Consider the following 15,865-nt stretch of genomic DNA (forward strand, 5'->3'; position numbering starts at 1 on the left):
TCTAGCCTTACTCCATGGCCGACGCCCCCCTTCATTTAAAACCTACTGAAATGCATATAGCTTGGCTTGGAAAGAAAGCGCCGTTTTGCGGCAATGTCACTTATGGTCGAGAGGTTACGAATGCACTGCTAGATCGTGGGCATCGGGTTAGTTTCTTTCATTTTGCTCAGGAGGATGCGGGGCCGGACAATTGGCCGGATTTTCAGGAGATTCCGATTCCGTTTCTCTACAAGTCTCAGATCTACACCATTCCGACGTTTCGATCGAGTAAAGTTTTGGCTCAAGCGCTGCGAGACGTTCAGCCTGATCTCGTTCATGCCTCGCTCACGCTCTCGCCCCTTGATTTTTTGCTGCCAGAAATTTGCGAGGAATTGGGAATTCCGCTGATTGCCACGTTTCATCCGCCCTTCGATCGCAAGCGACGCAATTTTACATCGGGCACTCAACATCTGATGTATCAGCTTTATGCGCCGTTTTTAGCCAACTACGATCGCACAATTGTGTTTTCGCATATTCAGCGAGATTTGCTCATTAAATTGGGCGTTCCTGCGGAGCGAGTGGTGGTGATTCCAAACGGTGTCGATTCGGAAAGGTACTCCCCTGGGCGATCGACCCTCAAGGCAGAATTTCGGGCAGAGCGAATTTTTCTATATCAAGGGCGCGTTGCCCCCGAAAAGAACGTTGAGTCTCTACTGAAGGCTTGGAAAACTTCGGAGATGAACTTGAACAGTAAGCTACTGATCGTGGGCAATCACGGTCCGTTAGCCACATCGTTAATGCCGTTTTATGGACCTGAACACGGCATTCATTGGCTCGGCTTTATTGCTGAAGAGCAGCGGCGAATTGAGATTTTAAGAGGAGCCGATGTCTTTATTCTGCCGTCACTTGTGGAAGGATTGTCGTTGTCGCTGCTAGAAGCAATGTCGTCGGGATTGGCGTGTATTGCGACCGATGCAGGCGCGGATGGAGAAGTGCTAGAAGATGGTGCGGGGGTGGTGATGAGCACGCAGCGAGTAACGGCCCAGCTAAAGACGCTATTGCCGCTTTTTCAAGATCACTTAGAGATTACAGCGCTATTGGGGCAGAAAGCGCGGCAAAGGGTACTCGATCGCTACACTCTGAGTCGCAATATTACCCAGGTTGAAGAGTTGTATGAAGCGGTGTTGAAATTGCCACGTTTACCGCTTAGTTTGATCTAGACCGGAGAGACGACAGATTATTTCAAGCGCCAGTTGGTACGATTCCAGTCGTAGATGCCCTGGATCTCAAATTCGTTGCCGTTGTCGAAGCGAATCGTGCAGGTTGCGCTAAAGTCGGCAGTTGGGGGAGCGGTGGTATGGACGACTGTACAAGCAAACCATTCTCGGCTACAGGGTCCGTCGTCTTGTACCCATTCCCACAAGGCGTTGCACACTTCGATGCGATCGCCCACTTTGAGCCGAGCAGAGTCATGGTCAGTGTATTCGGCAAGGTGCGAGGGAGTAATCGATTGCAGCCAAACCATCCCGTACGATTCACGAATAAATTGAACTGCGCCTGAACCCCGATTTTGTAGCCAGTCATTGAGTAGGGTCATTTTCCAATCTCGATCCTGAGCCTGCTGATCTTGAATGAAGCGGAGTAAAATTTGCCGCTGGTCGTCGCTCAGTTGTGAAAGAGGATTTGGAATTTGCTTATCAAACTGTTCAGTCATCCAGGTGCTGATGACTTGGAATAAGGTTTGTTGTTGGGTCGAGTCGAGGGGATGACCCATTGCACTGCATTCTCGGATAGCAAGTTCTAAGAGTGCATGGATGTCAGGACGAGTCATGGCGGCGACACTACAGTGGCAATACTACAGTAGTAGCATTAAGTGAACCGCGATCGCGCGATTCGGCTCTTCTGGTTCAGGGTGATGGTGATCGTGATAATAGCAACGTGATCAAAACAAGTACTCACCCCAACTAAATTCAGTGGGATGAGTACTTGCGAATGAATAGCCTACCAATTTAGGCTGTCAACTTAGGCAAATTTACCAGCAGTTGCAGCAATCAGGAAGGCAGCGTAGGTGAGAATATAACCCACTGTAAAGTGAACTAAACCTACCAGCCAGCCTTGAACAATCGAGAGTGCGACTGGCTTGTCCTTCCAACGAACTAGGTTCGCCAAAGGTGTGCGCTCGTGCGCCCAAACCAGGGTTTCGATCAGTTCTTGCCAGTAGCCTCTCCAGGAGATCAAGAACATGAATCCGGTTGCCCAGACTAGGTGTCCAAACAGGAACATCCAGGCCCAGACAGACAGATTGGTTGTGCCGTAAGGATTGTACCCGTTAATCAGCGGAGCCGAATACTGCCAGAGGTAGTCGCGCAGCCAACCCATGAGGTAGGTCGAGCTTTCGTTGAATTGAGCGACGTTACCCGACCAGATTGCGAGGTGCTTCCAGTGCCAGTAGAACGTAGCCCATCCAATCGTATTGAGCATCCAGAAGATGGCTAGGAAGAAAGACTGTTCCCAAGCAGAAATTTGGCAAGTGCCGCCGCGTCCGGGGCCGTCGCAGGGGAAGGTGAAGCCAAAATCCTTCTTATCGGGCATCAGTTTGGTTCCACGAGCATCTAATGCGCCTTTGAGGCAGATGAGCGTGGTGACGTGTAGACCGAGCGCGATCGCATGGTGAACCAAGAAATCGCCAGGGCCAATCGTCAGGAACAAGGAGTTTGTTCCGCTGTTAATTGCTTCTAGCCAACCGGGCAAGTAGGTTGCGCCCGTGTTAGAGGCCAAACTATCAGCATTAGATAGCAGAGTGTTAAGGCCGTATATCGCTTTACCGTGAGATGCTTGGACGAATTGAGCAAACACTGGCTCAATCAGGATTTGCTTGTCAGGTGCTCCAAACGCAACTTGAACATCGTTATGAACGTATAAGCCGAGTGTGTGGAAGCCGAGGAACAGCGATACCCAGCTCAAATGGGAGATGATAGCTTCTTTGTGCCCAATGAACCGTTGCAGCACATTATCCTTGTTCTGCTCAGGATCGTAATCCCGTACCCAGAAAATCGCGCCGTGAGCAAACGCACCGACCATGAAGAAACCCGCAAGGTATTGATGGTGCGTATACAAAGCGGCTTGAGTCGTGAAGTCTTTTCCCATGAAGGCGTAGGGCGGCATCGCATACATATGCTGCGCTACTACAGACAACGCCGTTCCCAAAGCAGCGAGGTGAATGCCTAGCTGGAAGTGCAGGGAGTTGTTATAGGTGTCGTACAGCCCTTGGTGCGGTAAGTTACCTTGACCATCAACGCCCTTACCAAAGAAATTCTTGGCGTTAACAATGTCTTTGATACTGTGACCAAGGCCAAAGTTAGTTCTGTACATGTGGCCCGCAATGATAAAGATCACCGCGATCGCCAGATGGTGGTGTGCCATGTCCGTCAGCCAGAGCGATTCTGTCTGGGGATGAAAGCCACCTAGGAACGTTAAAATTGCGGTTCCTGAACCTTGCGCTGTGCCGAACACATGATCCGCCGTGTCAGCGTTCTGAGCGTAAGCACCCCAATCTCCCGTGAAAAAGGGTTTCAAACCTGCAGGATGGGGTAGGGTAGACAGGAAATTATTCCAGCCCACGTGCTGTCCGCGGGATTCGGGGATTGCAACGTGGATCAAGTGCCCTGCCCAAGCGAGAGAACTCACCCCAAACAATCCGGCCAAGTGATGGTTGAGCCGAGACTCAGCATTCTTGAACCAAGCTAAACTGGGGCGAAACTTGGGTTGTAGGTGTAGCCAGCCCGCAAACAGGAAGAGGGCTGCCAGGAACAGAAGGAAAACTGCACCTTGGTACAGATCACCATTGGTTCGCATGCCGATGGTGTACCACCAGTGATACACGCCTGAATAGGCAATATTAACCGGATAGTTCACGCCCCCTTGGGTAAAGGCATCTACCGCAGGCTGACCAAACTGAGGGTCCCAAATAGCGTGTGCAATCGGGCGAACGTTGAGCGGATCTTTGATCCATTGAGGAAAGTTACCTTGCCATGCCACGTGGAATAGAAGACTCGATGTCCACAGGAAAATGATTGCCACATGACCAAAGTGAGTTGCAAATATCTTTTGATAAAGCTTCTCTTCGGTCATGCCATCGTGGCTTTCAAAGTCGTGCGCAGTGGCAATACCATACCAGATGCGTCGTGTAGTCGGGTCTTGAGCGAGGTCTTGGCTAAATTTTGGAAACTTTGTCGCCATATCTTTCGCCTACATTTTTTCTGAACAATGTTTGTTTGAAACTGGACGATAGGAAACTGAACGATAATGAGTCGCTCAAACACAGAAGTTTTCAGCTTTCCACCATTTCAGAGGAGAACAGAATGGAAGGCAAAAGCAGAGTTAATACCCAGATAGATGAACGGGGAATTTTTTGTTACTGGACACAAAACTCAGCCGTGGAGAAATTATTCCGTTTAGAACTAGCAAATTCGCATCAGCTAGCTCAATACTCTAATAGTTACCCCTGCCTTACCTGCCTACCTTAAGATAGAAATTGATTTAATTCAAGTAGTGCTGACAAACACAATTTAAAGAATCAATAACTGGCAGCCAAACATCAAAAGATTAGCGTTTATTAAGGATTTTTAAGATCACTTGTTAACAATTTTTAAGATTACTTTTTTGCAATAAAAAGGCTCTCATCCTTGGCAAAAAGATAAGAGCCAGTTACGACGATCTAAATTTCCAATTTGAAGGTAATCGCTACAAAAATCCTTGAATTCTACCTAAGGATAGAGTTTTTTGTTACAAACACGAGTATCGATTGATTCAGTCAGTAATAACGAACGGAAAAGACATTAGTACTCCAACAAGTCAAAGGTTCAGAAGAGGTAATCATTAAAAAATCTTTAGTAATCACTTTGGTTTCTTTTCATTATTTAACTTCTATTGCTACTGGTATAAAAGCGCGATTGGAGCAGAGGAAGGCATTAGTTTCTAATTCAGAATTCGCCGTTTTATTGTCTAAGGTTTCACTGTTTAATTTACAACCTGTGAATGTTGCTACCGCGATCGCAGTTTCAGATTTTACACAATCAGATTTCAATTTGCAAGCTATGGGTGTTGCTACCGCGATTGCATCACCTACACTCTGCTTTCCCTAGGCTATATGACCTCTGGATGCGCCAATCATTACGTGGCGCCTCCCTCCAACCGAATGAGCTGGATCAGGAAAGGTGACAGACAAACCATCATCAAATGCGATCGCAGCTTCCTCACAAGAAACACCATACTTCGCGCATCCATGTTCTACGTTATTTGATTCACAAGGCGTGGATCTTGATGCAGCGATCGCGTTTCCGTGTTTTACACATTCAGATCTTGATTCACAAGGCGTGGATCTTGATGCAGCGATCGCGTCTCCGTGTTTTGCCCATTCGGATCTTGATTCACAACGAATGGATCTTAATGCAGCGATCGCGATTCCGTGTTTTACACATTCAGATCTTGATTCACAACGAGTGGATCTTGATGCAGCGATCACGTCTCCGTGTTTTACGCATCTGTATCTCAATCAGTAAGGATTAGTTTGCGTTGCGCCTCTCCGCACAACTGCCGAAACTGCTTCCAATTGGAGTGCAAAGCATTTGTAAAATTCAGCGATCGCACGCAGGGTTAAACCGCTTCTAAGGTTAGCTCCGACGGGCATTCTAGATGTCGTACACCCTAACTCATTCAGGAAGAGTTAAGTATGAGCCGTTCAAAACTAAGCTCTCGCGCTTTAGAAAAAGCTGACCGTCGGTTCGCAAGCCTAAAGTCCATCAATTCTCGCTTAGATCTCGGTGATGGTGCGACCATCGAATCGTTTAAGGTCTTGATCGAACACACCCGCACTCAGATCGAATACTACAATACTCTTCTTTCGAGCATTGATGCGGCTAAAACATCTGTCGTAGAAGCCGAGAAGTCATTGTCAGAGCTTTCAGAAAAGATGTTGATTGGTGTTGCGTTTAAATATGGCAAAGACAGCCAGGAATACCAAAAGGCAGGCGGCACTCGCAAGAGCGATCGCAAGCGTGCGGTTCGGCAAGCTGCGATCGCGCCCAAGAGCTAGAAAGTGAAGTGCGGCTTCCTTCATCTGATCGACTGTGCGAGACTCTGAAGGAACCGCTGTTTATAGAACCCATTTGACATCTCAAGGTGCTGCTCCTTGTACATCACCGATGGGTATACCTAAAAATGAAATCAAAACTTGAAAATCGCAATAATTTGCCGCGTGGTGTCATCTTAATCTCTAAGGCGTTTCTGTGGATTGGTAGTATCACCTTAAGTGTCTCGATCCTTATCCTATTGCTAGGTTCCGTATTCTTGCTTGATTTAGAGGCAACGAATAATATGGAGCGTCCTCAACTGTTGTGGATATTGTCTCTCATGCTTGGTGTTCCAGGAATCTTGCTAGGTCTGACGAGCATTATTTCCAGTTTTGGACTTAGTAAAGATGCAGAAGTGGGGCCTATGGTGTAGCTACCTGACTATGAGTGTATGGATATTGTTCTACGTTGAGATTTGGGGGATTGAATTTTCTATCACCACACCGTTTGACTTGGTCATTCATCTCATTTCTTCGACAATACTATTTGTAGAGATTTATTTGACGCGAACTTATTATCGATATTTCACCAAGCGATAGTTTCTACGATCGACAGGTGCAACGACTGTTCCATCCGGTTGCCAATAGCTGCACCTTGCTGTCGAAGGCCTTGAACGTGACTCTTTCTGCGATTTAGTACGATTGCGTTACCTGAAGCGCCTGATCCAGTGCCTTCTTAGCAGCTTTTTCCCGCTCTGAATCTCCAAACAGGCTTCTGATCATGGCCATAGGGTTGGCAAGCATAGCCTGAATGCTTCCTTGCTCTGCTGCATCCTGTTTAATGTAAACCTGGGCGATCGAAATCAGTGCTTGTGCTTTGTGATATTTATCGTTTATCGATTGCGTTACCTGAAGTGCCGAGTCGAGTTGTCCTTGTTGTGCAAAGCCACGCGCAATTGCAGGCAATAACCATTCCATCCGTTGGTTTGCTGCCAGTTGCAAAGCCTGATCAGCCTGTCCTGCCTTCGCATAGCTGAGTACTACATATGGCATAAACCCTTGTAGATTGCCAGTTTGAACAATTTGCAGCGCCTTCTCAGGTTGTCCTGCTTCCATAAAGCCAACAGCCATCTCTGACAAAATGCCCTTTACCTGGTAAGTCTGGACAAGATTCCAGGCTTGGTCAGGCTGTTTGTTGGTGAGGTGATGTCTAACAACCCCTATCAGCATGCCGTTGCGGTCTCCAATCGACTTCGCCAGTTTCACTCCTGCATCGAGGTTTCCTGCCTTAGCATAGGCGATCGCAATTTGCCCAAATGCAGCCGATCGCGGACTCACACTTAGAATGGCTTGGGCAAGTTGTAGTGCCTGCTTAAAGTCACCAAGCTTGGCATAGCCCTCTGCAATTTTGGTCATGGCATACTCTCGGTTAGAGCTTTTGTCCTTGGGAATGTCCTGTACGTTTGCAAGTGCTTGAGCAAGGAGGTCACTAGACTGGCTCTTCTGCCCTAGTTCACCATACTGAAGGGCAGCATCAACCTGGTGCCCAACTCGATCGAGCGGCAGGGGTTGGCTTGCTAAGGCCCGAATTTTTGGCACGACTTGATTGAGCACTTCGATTGCTTGCTGGTTCTCTCCAATGGCAGCAAAGACTCTAGCAATGCGGAGTGTTGAGGAAACTTGTAACGATTCCGCACCGAATTTGGCACTGAATGGTGCTGGCTTGGATGGTACTGGATGGGATGGTGCTGGGGCATTGAGGCTCTCTAGTGCTCGCTTCAGGACAACTGATGCCTGCTCTCTATGCTCACCCCGCTGAAGCCGCTCTGCCATGACGACTAGCATTTGGGTTCTGTCTGGCTGGTTAGTCAGACCTTCAGCTATCTCGATCGCCTGGTTTAAGACCTTCGTGGCGCGCTCCGGCTGCCCTGCCGCAGATAGATAACCTGCCAGTTCTGCCAGCGGCATTGGGACGCCTAATCTCTGGCCCAGTTCAAGCGCCAGGTCAAGGTGTCCAGCCTCTGCATACTCTTTGGGACGGTTGAGTAAGGATTCTGTTGGAGAGGTGGCGCTGCCACTACAGCGCGTTGCTTCCTGAACTTGGGCAGTTTGAAGCGCCTCTGTAAGAAGCTGCTTGCCTTGCGTTTCCTGTCCTACCAGTAGATAGCCGCCGCCAATTTTTGCTAAAAGGTTGCCTTGGAAGCAGCGAGAAGACATCGCTTTAGTGGAGCGGAGCGCTTGCTCTAACACTTCGATCGAACGCTGAGATTCTCCAAGTTCGGCATAGTGAAAGGCAATGTCAGCCAGCAAGCGTGCTTTCACATCTTGCGATTCAATAGCGGTTCCGGCATTTGTTGAACCTAAAACAGTGATCAGGGCGATCGCTGAAAATCGTGCGAATTGCTTTAAGCCGTGAGCCATATTGAGGAGCCTCAGAAGCGATGTTTAGGTGGGGTGGGTTGTGGGTCAAAACGATCTGGTAGGGCACCAACAGGCGTTGCTATGTCTAGTTCTACCTTACTAACAAGCAGAGACAAAGACATGTGGCAATTTGAGCCCTGTCCTCATGAAATATTTATAGAACCCATTTGAGATCTCAGGAAGCGGCTGCAACCCGCTTCAGCATTAGCCTGACAAAGCAGAGATTGATCTTAGTCGTGGCATGGGATAAGGTTCGCTCAAAGTTTTTAACTAGACTTTTACAGCGCTTGCTCAATCACTCCTGTTGCTCCCCACTATTTGTAGTGCCAATAAGTTTGTAGTGCCAATAAGTTTGTAGTGCCAATAAGCTTGTAGTGCCAATAAACCGTTGAGTAGGGGGGGTAAGTCTTGAGGCAAGTCGGCCCAATTGCAACCGTTCTTGAATTGATAAAGGATGCCATCTAGGATCTCCCGCTTGGTCCAATTAGCAAGTCGGGTTCGCTTCTTTTTGAGTAGTATCTCAAGCAACAGAGGTTCAAGACCTTCCCATTCCTTGCAGAGAAATTTACCGGCGGATCTTTAATCTTGGTATTCAACATTAATATAAACGTTGTCTATCACCGACGTACATTGAGTAGCCCGGTCAACCACATCTGTTTCAAAGCTTCCGGCTAGGATGATCCCATGATGCGGAGTTCTGCGAAAATGCCAGTCTTTGTAGAGGTCAGTAATATCAACACGGAATACACCTTTTTGAGTTCCAACGTTGGGTAACAACTCGCGCTTAGTACCTGGCGGCAAAGTATCTTGAGGGAGCGATCGCACATCTGATGTTGGAATCACTAGCTGACCACTACATATGTCTGTAACCCGACCATCTTTTAGGCGAGTCAATTCAAACTTTTCAGGCTGTCCCGGATCTACTCCTGTATAAGCTGTATGCTGTGTTCCGTTTTCTCTCAATGTGTAGAAGAGGGTCGCTTTGACAATATTGAGGTCTGTCGGAAAGATTTGTCCGGCAGGTTGAATATCGCCAAAATATATCAGCGTTCTCATGACGTGGCTGTACCACTCGTAGCACTTTTCATCCGTCCAGTGCTGCCATCCATAGACTACAGGTGCCCCACGAAGCATAGCTGAGGCTCCTGTACCTGATGTAGCAAGACAGTCTTGGGGAAGCCTCTTAAGATGAAATCGATCAAAGATTTTGGTTTCTGTAGGGTTCACCCGCAGCCGTTTTGGAAGAGTGACGGGAATTTTTGGAACATTGGGTCTAATGATCGGAGTGGAGATTGGTTTTATATCGGCGACGGCTCGCTCAACGGGAAGCATAGCCGTGGTTGCGAGACTGAGTAGCAGCAAGGGGAACAATACCGGGTTTAGCATAACTATTACTGGATTACAGTAGTAGATATTGCACTTCGAGAAAGGTCGATTCAGGATTTTATCCTAAATTGTTTAATTAGAGGCTTGACAAACTTCAGAATCTCTTCCTTAACTCTGCTTCAGTCTTCACGCATCAAAACACACTGTTGAAAGACAATCCTTATTGGGCTAACTCGTCATCTTTGATTTGGAGCGCGAGTTGGTAGATCTGTCTTTTCGGTAAAGCGGTTTGTTGAGCAAGTTGACGACTCGCTTCAGAACGGGACAGTCCTTGACCTAGGAGACTATGTAATTCCGTTTTTAAGGTCTCCTCAGATAACGGGGCTGTGGTTTGGGATGCACCCGATAGAATGAGCGTAAATTCACCTTGAGGATCGCGATCGCTTACCTTGACGATCGCCTCCCCTACTGTGCCGCGCCAGAATTCTTCGTGCAACTTCGTGAGTTCTCGTGCGATCGTAATCGCGCGATCGTGTCCAATCACCTCTGCCATATCCTGAAGCGTCTTCAACACCCGATGCGGAGCTTCATAGAAAATCAGCGTTCGAGGATCAGAACGCAACACTTCTAGCTGAGCGCGACGTTCCTTTTCTTTCGCAGGCAGGAATCCTTCAAAGGCAAAGCGATCGCTGGGCAATCCCGACGCGCTTAGGGCTGTAATGGCTGCACTCGCCCCAGGAATGGGTATAACCAGTACCCCTGCATCGGCACAAGCTTTTACAAGTTCATATCCTGGATCAGAAATTCCGGGCATTCCGGCATCGGTCACAAGCGCAATCAAGCTACCTTGCTGCAACCGATAGACGAGTTCGGGTGTGCGAGTCGTGCGATTGTGATCGTGATAGCTAATCTGCGGCGTTTTGATTTGAAAATGATGCAGCAGTTTTCCGGTATGACGAGTATCTTCAGCCGCAATCAGATCTACGGTTTGCAAAACGCGTACCGCCCGGAAGGTCATGTCTTCTAGGTTGCCGATGGGAGTGCCAACAATGTAAAGTGTGCCAGTCATGTCACGATCATACAAGTAATGAGCAACGGGCTGTTTATAGGCATGGTGACGTTGGATCTGATTTATTTGGTCGAGCAGTTGCCAACGAGCAATCAAAAGATTGTGGCAATCGATGCCATCACTTCGGCAGGAGGGCCGGCAACGAATGCAGCAGTTGCGTTTCAACACCTCGGAAATCAGGCCGTGCTGATGGGCGCGATCGGCACGCATCCGACGGCTGATCTAATTTTGACAGAGTTGCAGGAATGGGGAGTTGAGATCGCTGATCTCGCCCCAAAACGCACCGAATCTCCACCCGTATCATCCATTATGGTGACGCGATCGACGGGTGAACGAGCCGTAGTCTCAATCAATGCTGTGAAGTTTCAGATCGGACGTGAGCAAATTCCGCCCAATGCTTTAGACGGCGTTGATGTGATGTTAATCGATGGACATCAAATGGAGATTGGAGCCGCACTTGCAGAGCAAGCTTCCTCCAAACTGACTCAATTGGCTCAAGCCCAATCGATTCCAGTCGTCATCGATGGCGGAAGTTGGAAACCTGGATTTGAAACTGTGTTGCCTTGGGTTGATTATGCAATTTGTTCCGCAAACTTCCATCCGCCTGGATGCGAAACTCCGCAAGACGTGATCGATTACCTTTCTGAATTTAAGATCCAACACATCGCCATTACCAATGGAGGAAACGCCATTTCGCTCCTGAGCAATGGTGAATCTGAAGAAATTCAGGTTCCCCGCGTTGCTGCGATCGACACCGTGGGCGCAGGTGACATCTTTCATGGCGCATTCTGTCATTTCATTTTGCAAACAACCTTTAAGCAAGCCTTGTCCCAATCGGCTCAAATTGCCGCTCGTGCGTGTCAATCCTTTGGAACCCGGAATTGGATGAGAACAACCTCCGTATAATAGAAAAACTGTGTACAGGCATCCAATTATGGAAAGCACTCCACTCAAACTAGGGTTAAGCCGTCGTCAGCATTTGTGGATTGCCGCCGCGATTTGGACAATCGTTGGGGCAGGGCTGCTCACAATGGGCATGAAGTTTTGGTTTCAGTTTCCCTACCTCGGATTTCTTGACGCAAAGCATTTAGGCTTGGGTGCAGTGGCGCTCTCGGTTGGAGTGTTGAAAGGAAAAGTTGTACTGGATAAAACAGCAAACGGTGTGATTGAACGAGCCGATGCGCTACAAGAACCAAATCCATTCAAAAGTGTGTTTCAAATGTTTGGTGCAAAAACCATTGGGTTAATCATCCTGATGATGACGATTGGGTTGGCATTGCGAAAAGCAGGCGTGAGTTATGAGATTCGCGGTTTGATTTATCTAGCTGTAGGTGCAGCGTTGCTGTGGAGTTGTCGGCGCTATTGGATCGCCGCTTCTAAATCAGAAGCATTGATCACAGAAGACGCTTAGGATTTAGATTGAATAACCTGTAAAGGTTGTGAGTGGCTTCTGCCCTCTCCCGTAGAAGAGGGTGAGGGCAGAGGGGTTAATTATAATTATTTGAGGAGATTAAGACTGGTGAGCGTAGATGGCCGTTTAGACGAAATTTTAGCGATCACACTCTCGATTGGTTGGGGAACCGCCGATATTTTGCTCAACGCTCAACGCTCCTCTTTTGAGATTGAAAAATCGGGCGATAGTCCAGTCACCTCTGCCGATCTTGCCGCCAATCATTACATTCTCAACAACTTGCAAGCCGCCTTCGGACTCCAAGATTTTGCCTATCTCAGTGAAGAAACCTTTGCCTCTCAACCCCCTTCCGATCGCTTAGGCAAACCGTGGGTCTGGATTATTGATCCGCTTGACGGCACAAAAGACTTCATTAATCGCACCGGAGAATATGCCGTTCATATTGCATTAGCCCATCAAGGTCGTCCGGTGCTGGCAATCGTGGCTTGCCCCGAACTCGATAAACTCTATTACGCCACGCAAAACGGAGGTGCATTCGTTGAACGTCGGGGTCAAGCTCCACAACAACTCCACGTTTCAGCCATCGCTCAACCCGAAGCGTTAACCATCGTGGCAAGCCGCAGCCACCGAGATCAACGGTTTGTGCAACTGCTGGAACGTTTTCCCTGCACGCAACAAAAGCAAATGGGCAGTGTTGGCTGTAAGATTGCTGCGATCACAGAGCAAACCGCCGACGTTTACATATCTCTATCGGGTAAATCAGCAGCGAAAGATTGGGACTTTGCCGCACCCGAACTGATTCTCACCGAAGCAGGCGGACAATTCACGTACTTTGATGGTACACCTGTGCAATACAACCGCGAAGATGTGAGTCAATGGGGTGGCATCATGGCAAGCAATGGAAGTTGTCATGAGGAATTGTGTGCGATCGCACAGGCCCTATTAGAACAAATCGATGCTGTCAGTCGTTAGCGATCGCTAATTTCGATCTCATGCGCCGCAACTAGTCTTCTCAAGAATCCTGCAAAGTACTCATCCAGTGCGTCTGTTGCATTTGATACAAATGCTGCCATTCATTTGTAGAAGATCTAAGTTGATCTACTTATCTTTATCAGAACTTATATTACGCAATCACCTGGGATGTTCTCCCCTAAATTCCTGCGCTTAGCCGATTTGAGCAGTGAGTACGTAAGCCGTATCTATCTTTTTTGCATTTAAAGTTATTTGTTAGATTTCTTGAGCTTGTGTAAAGCTTTCAAGTGGAATTGAACTTTATACGTAGATTTAAGGGCGGATTCAAAAAATAAATGCAAAGATAGCACCGTGCGTTTCTTATCCTACGCATTACCTTTGCGCTTCCTCCTTAAGGTGGAAGTAAAGGCAAAGGCAACGCATAAAGAGAACGCTTGCCATTGCTGGGTGCTAGAAATCAACTGCCATTTTTAAGGAGCTCTCAAGGATACTAACGTGCACTAATTGCATCTCCTTGAACGCTTTACAGAATCAAAAGTCGCCATGATTTTATCAACTTGACTCAAACAATCAGTCTCATTGACCGCCTCCTACCGTCGTGTGTCTTCAAACGTTTAGAAAGACCCATCTGATTTTAGGAATGACGTGAGTTATGAGGTGTATAGGTCAACTAGGTGAATCCTGCAAGATTACGCTAGAGCGGAGTTTTTATGAAGTCACATCACCCTAATACTGAGCGCAAGGCTCACTTTTATTTCCTTGATGCCCTCCGAGGAATTGCTGCCCTCTGGGTAGTGCTTTTCCACGCTCAATTAAACGAGCGTCTCGATCACCTCAGCCAAGCTCTACCGAGCTGGATCAGTGCTCCCCTATTGGAGTGGGGAAGCTTAGGAGTCGCCATTTTCTTTGTGTTGAGCGGTTTTGTGATTGCCCACTCACTGCGAAATGCAAACATCGACGGCTTGTATTTCCGGCAGTTCTCGCTCCGGCGTCTCGTTCGACTAACGCCGCCTTATTATGTGTCGATCGCAATAACGATCGCCTTTGCGTTGCTCTCATCAATCGTGAAAAAGCAACCCCTTGCACCAATGGATGAACCCCTCTCCATCAGCAGACTGGCCGCTCACTTAGGCTATGTTCAAGAGTTATTAGACTTCAAAAATATCAATGATGTCTATTGGACACTGTGTTTAGAAATTCAGTTCTATTTTCTGTTTTGTGCCCTGCTCTGGCTCGGACAGTGGTCAGCGCGACAGTTGCAACTAAACGTTAATGGAGCGCTGAACCCGTTTTCTGCACAAACACTAGTCTTTCTTCCGACGGCAGTTCTAGCGGCTCTATTTCCCCTCGGCATTTTGACGATTCCGGGTCGAGCAACGGTATTTTTGCCCTTGTGGTACAGTTTCTTGCTAGGTGCATTCGCGTACTGGGCTTGGACACGCAAACTGCCACTCAATGCCTTCCGGTTCTATGGCGCTGTCTTGCTGGTAGCCGGAATTGCGCACCGAGATGGCTTTGCGATCTCATCGGTGGTTACAGCGTTCTTGCTGCTTGAAGTTGGACGAGCTAACCGGATGCAGCAATGGCTCAGCGCACGTTGGATACAGTTTTTAGGAAAGATTTCTTACAGTCTTTATCTCGGTCACGTGCCCATTATCGGTGTTGTCTTCTTCGTGACCCAAAAGCTGCTAGGGGTTTCCGTTCTATCGGATGTCGTCTGCTTGATTGCCAGTCTTGCGGCTTCTATCGGGTTTGCTGCTGTGATGTGGCACTTTGTAGAGAAGCCTTCGATCGCTCTGAGTCAGCAGGTCAAACTTCCTCGTCGAGAGAACGTGTTGGTACAAGCCTAGGCTCCGCGTCTAATCGTCAGAGCTGCAAGGGACTGCATCATGCAGTCCCTTGTGAAGGAATGCTAGCTACTCTTGACGAGTGCCAATCACAGCGTAAAACGGATCGCCTCCACCCATGCCCAACAGTTGCATGAAACTGGGAACTTGAGACTGGCGTTGAATGACTTCCGGTTCAGAAAATCCCGGAACAGAATTGAAATAGGTTTTGACCAACTCAATGCGACCCTCTTCAGTATTGTCGCGCCATGCTGCGATCGCTTTTTGATAAAACATCCGATTTGAGAAACTGAAAATAGCGATTCCTCCTGGTTTGAGAATCCGATGAATCTCGGTGAAAACCGCTTCGGGATACTGCAAATACTGCACGGACACGGTATTCAACACCGCATCAAACGACTGGTCGCTGAGGGGAAACTTTGGATTCTCGTTTAGATTTTGCACAAAGTAATGATCAAGGCGAGGATTCTTAGCGAGTTCGTCCTCATTCAGCCCATGTCCTTCAACATGCTCAAATTTCATATCATCGGGCAGATGAGAGACCCAGCTACTCATCATGTCGAGAATGCGCGTGTTAGGAGAAAGGCGATCGCGGTACAAATTGGTCAACTGTTGAATGAATCCTTCATCAACATGAGTGACATAGCGAGGATAGTCGTAAAACTGGTTGTCGTTTGAGTCATCCAGCTTGGTGCGCTGATCGGGACGGAGTAACATAACGTGATGTGCGACTAAAGTTTTGCCAAGAAAGTCCCGCAGGACGAAGCTAG

Annotated in this window: 14 protein-coding genes and 1 pseudogene; 8 read left to right on the top strand and 7 right to left on the bottom strand. The window is 48.0% G+C overall.

Annotated features, from left to right (window positions below):
* The first annotated feature begins 50 nt into the window (after positions 1–50).
* Positions 51–1,199, top strand: coding sequence for a glycosyltransferase family 4 protein (locus AC5I6P_RS08740; protein ID WP_495693364.1), 1,149 nt, complete (start codon positions 51–53; stop codon positions 1,197–1,199).
* A gap of 17 nt (positions 1,200–1,216) precedes the next feature.
* Here the strand turns inward: AC5I6P_RS08740 and AC5I6P_RS08745 are convergent, their stop codons facing one another.
* Together AC5I6P_RS08745 and psaB are read right to left on the bottom strand one after the other, a co-directional pair.
* On the bottom strand, positions 1,217–1,810 hold the full coding sequence (locus tag AC5I6P_RS08745) for a hypothetical protein (RefSeq protein WP_495693365.1): 594 nt from the start codon (positions 1,808–1,810) through the stop codon (positions 1,217–1,219).
* A 191-nt stretch (positions 1,811–2,001) separates the two neighbouring features.
* Positions 2,002–4,218 (bottom strand): photosystem I core protein PsaB, encoded by a 2,217-nt coding sequence (gene psaB, locus AC5I6P_RS08750; RefSeq protein ID WP_495693366.1) that lies wholly within the window; start codon positions 4,216–4,218, stop codon positions 2,002–2,004.
* A gap of 977 nt (positions 4,219–5,195) precedes the next feature.
* On the opposite strand from psaB, the gene AC5I6P_RS08755 reads away from it, so the two are divergent.
* From AC5I6P_RS08755 to AC5I6P_RS08765, 3 genes are all read left to right on the top strand, one after another.
* Complete coding sequence (locus tag AC5I6P_RS08755; protein WP_495693367.1) at positions 5,196–5,540, top strand: hypothetical protein; 345 nt, start codon at positions 5,196–5,198, stop codon at positions 5,538–5,540.
* A 170-nt stretch (positions 5,541–5,710) separates the two neighbouring features.
* Positions 5,711–6,073 (top strand): hypothetical protein, encoded by a 363-nt coding sequence (locus tag AC5I6P_RS08760; protein ID WP_495693368.1) that lies wholly within the window; start codon positions 5,711–5,713, stop codon positions 6,071–6,073.
* A gap of 125 nt (positions 6,074–6,198) precedes the next feature.
* Positions 6,199–6,483: a hypothetical protein gene (locus AC5I6P_RS08765; RefSeq protein WP_495693369.1), complete on the top strand. Its 285-nt coding sequence runs from the start codon at positions 6,199–6,201 to the stop codon at positions 6,481–6,483.
* Positions 6,484–6,742: 259 nt separating this feature from the next.
* Here AC5I6P_RS08765 and AC5I6P_RS08770 read toward each other — a convergent pair whose 3' ends face one another.
* The 4 genes and pseudogenes from AC5I6P_RS08770 to rsmI form a co-directional block, all read right to left on the bottom strand.
* The gene (locus tag AC5I6P_RS08770; RefSeq protein WP_495693370.1) at positions 6,743–8,470 is read right to left on the bottom strand and encodes a tetratricopeptide repeat protein; all 1,728 of its coding nucleotides are present in this window, start codon (positions 8,468–8,470) and stop codon (positions 6,743–6,745) included.
* Between the two features lie 291 nt (positions 8,471–8,761).
* Positions 8,762–9,010, bottom strand: a pseudogene (locus AC5I6P_RS08775) (transposase); the annotation flags it as partial.
* Positions 9,011–9,049: 39 nt separating this feature from the next.
* A complete protein-coding gene (locus tag AC5I6P_RS08780; RefSeq protein ID WP_495693371.1) occupies positions 9,050–9,856 on the bottom strand; it encodes a hypothetical protein in 807 nt (268 codons plus the stop codon).
* Positions 9,857–10,016: 160 nt separating this feature from the next.
* On the bottom strand, positions 10,017–10,865 hold the full coding sequence (gene rsmI, locus AC5I6P_RS08785) for a 16S rRNA (cytidine(1402)-2'-O)-methyltransferase (protein ID WP_495693372.1): 849 nt from the start codon (positions 10,863–10,865) through the stop codon (positions 10,017–10,019).
* An 18-nt stretch (positions 10,866–10,883) separates the two neighbouring features.
* Here rsmI and AC5I6P_RS08790 point away from each other — a divergent pair, with 18 nt between their 5' ends.
* From AC5I6P_RS08790 to AC5I6P_RS08805, 4 genes are all read left to right on the top strand, one after another.
* Positions 10,884–11,771 (top strand): sugar kinase, encoded by an 888-nt coding sequence (locus AC5I6P_RS08790; RefSeq protein ID WP_495693373.1) that lies wholly within the window; start codon positions 10,884–10,886, stop codon positions 11,769–11,771.
* Positions 11,772–11,799: 28 nt separating this feature from the next.
* A complete protein-coding gene (locus AC5I6P_RS08795) occupies positions 11,800–12,276 on the top strand; it encodes a hypothetical protein (RefSeq protein WP_495693374.1) in 477 nt (158 codons plus the stop codon).
* 108 nt (positions 12,277–12,384) lie between these two features.
* The gene (locus AC5I6P_RS08800) at positions 12,385–13,248 is read left to right on the top strand and encodes a 3'(2'),5'-bisphosphate nucleotidase CysQ family protein (RefSeq protein WP_495693375.1); all 864 of its coding nucleotides are present in this window, start codon (positions 12,385–12,387) and stop codon (positions 13,246–13,248) included.
* A gap of 710 nt (positions 13,249–13,958) precedes the next feature.
* The gene (locus tag AC5I6P_RS08805; protein ID WP_495693376.1) at positions 13,959–15,098 is read left to right on the top strand and encodes an acyltransferase family protein; all 1,140 of its coding nucleotides are present in this window, start codon (positions 13,959–13,961) and stop codon (positions 15,096–15,098) included.
* Between the two features lie 66 nt (positions 15,099–15,164).
* Here the strand turns inward: AC5I6P_RS08805 and AC5I6P_RS08810 are convergent, their stop codons facing one another.
* Positions 15,165–15,812, bottom strand: coding sequence for a class I SAM-dependent methyltransferase (locus tag AC5I6P_RS08810; protein WP_495693377.1), 648 nt, complete (start codon positions 15,810–15,812; stop codon positions 15,165–15,167).
* Between the last annotated feature and the right edge of the window lie 53 nt (positions 15,813–15,865).

This window comes from Myxacorys sp., assembly GCF_059501405.1.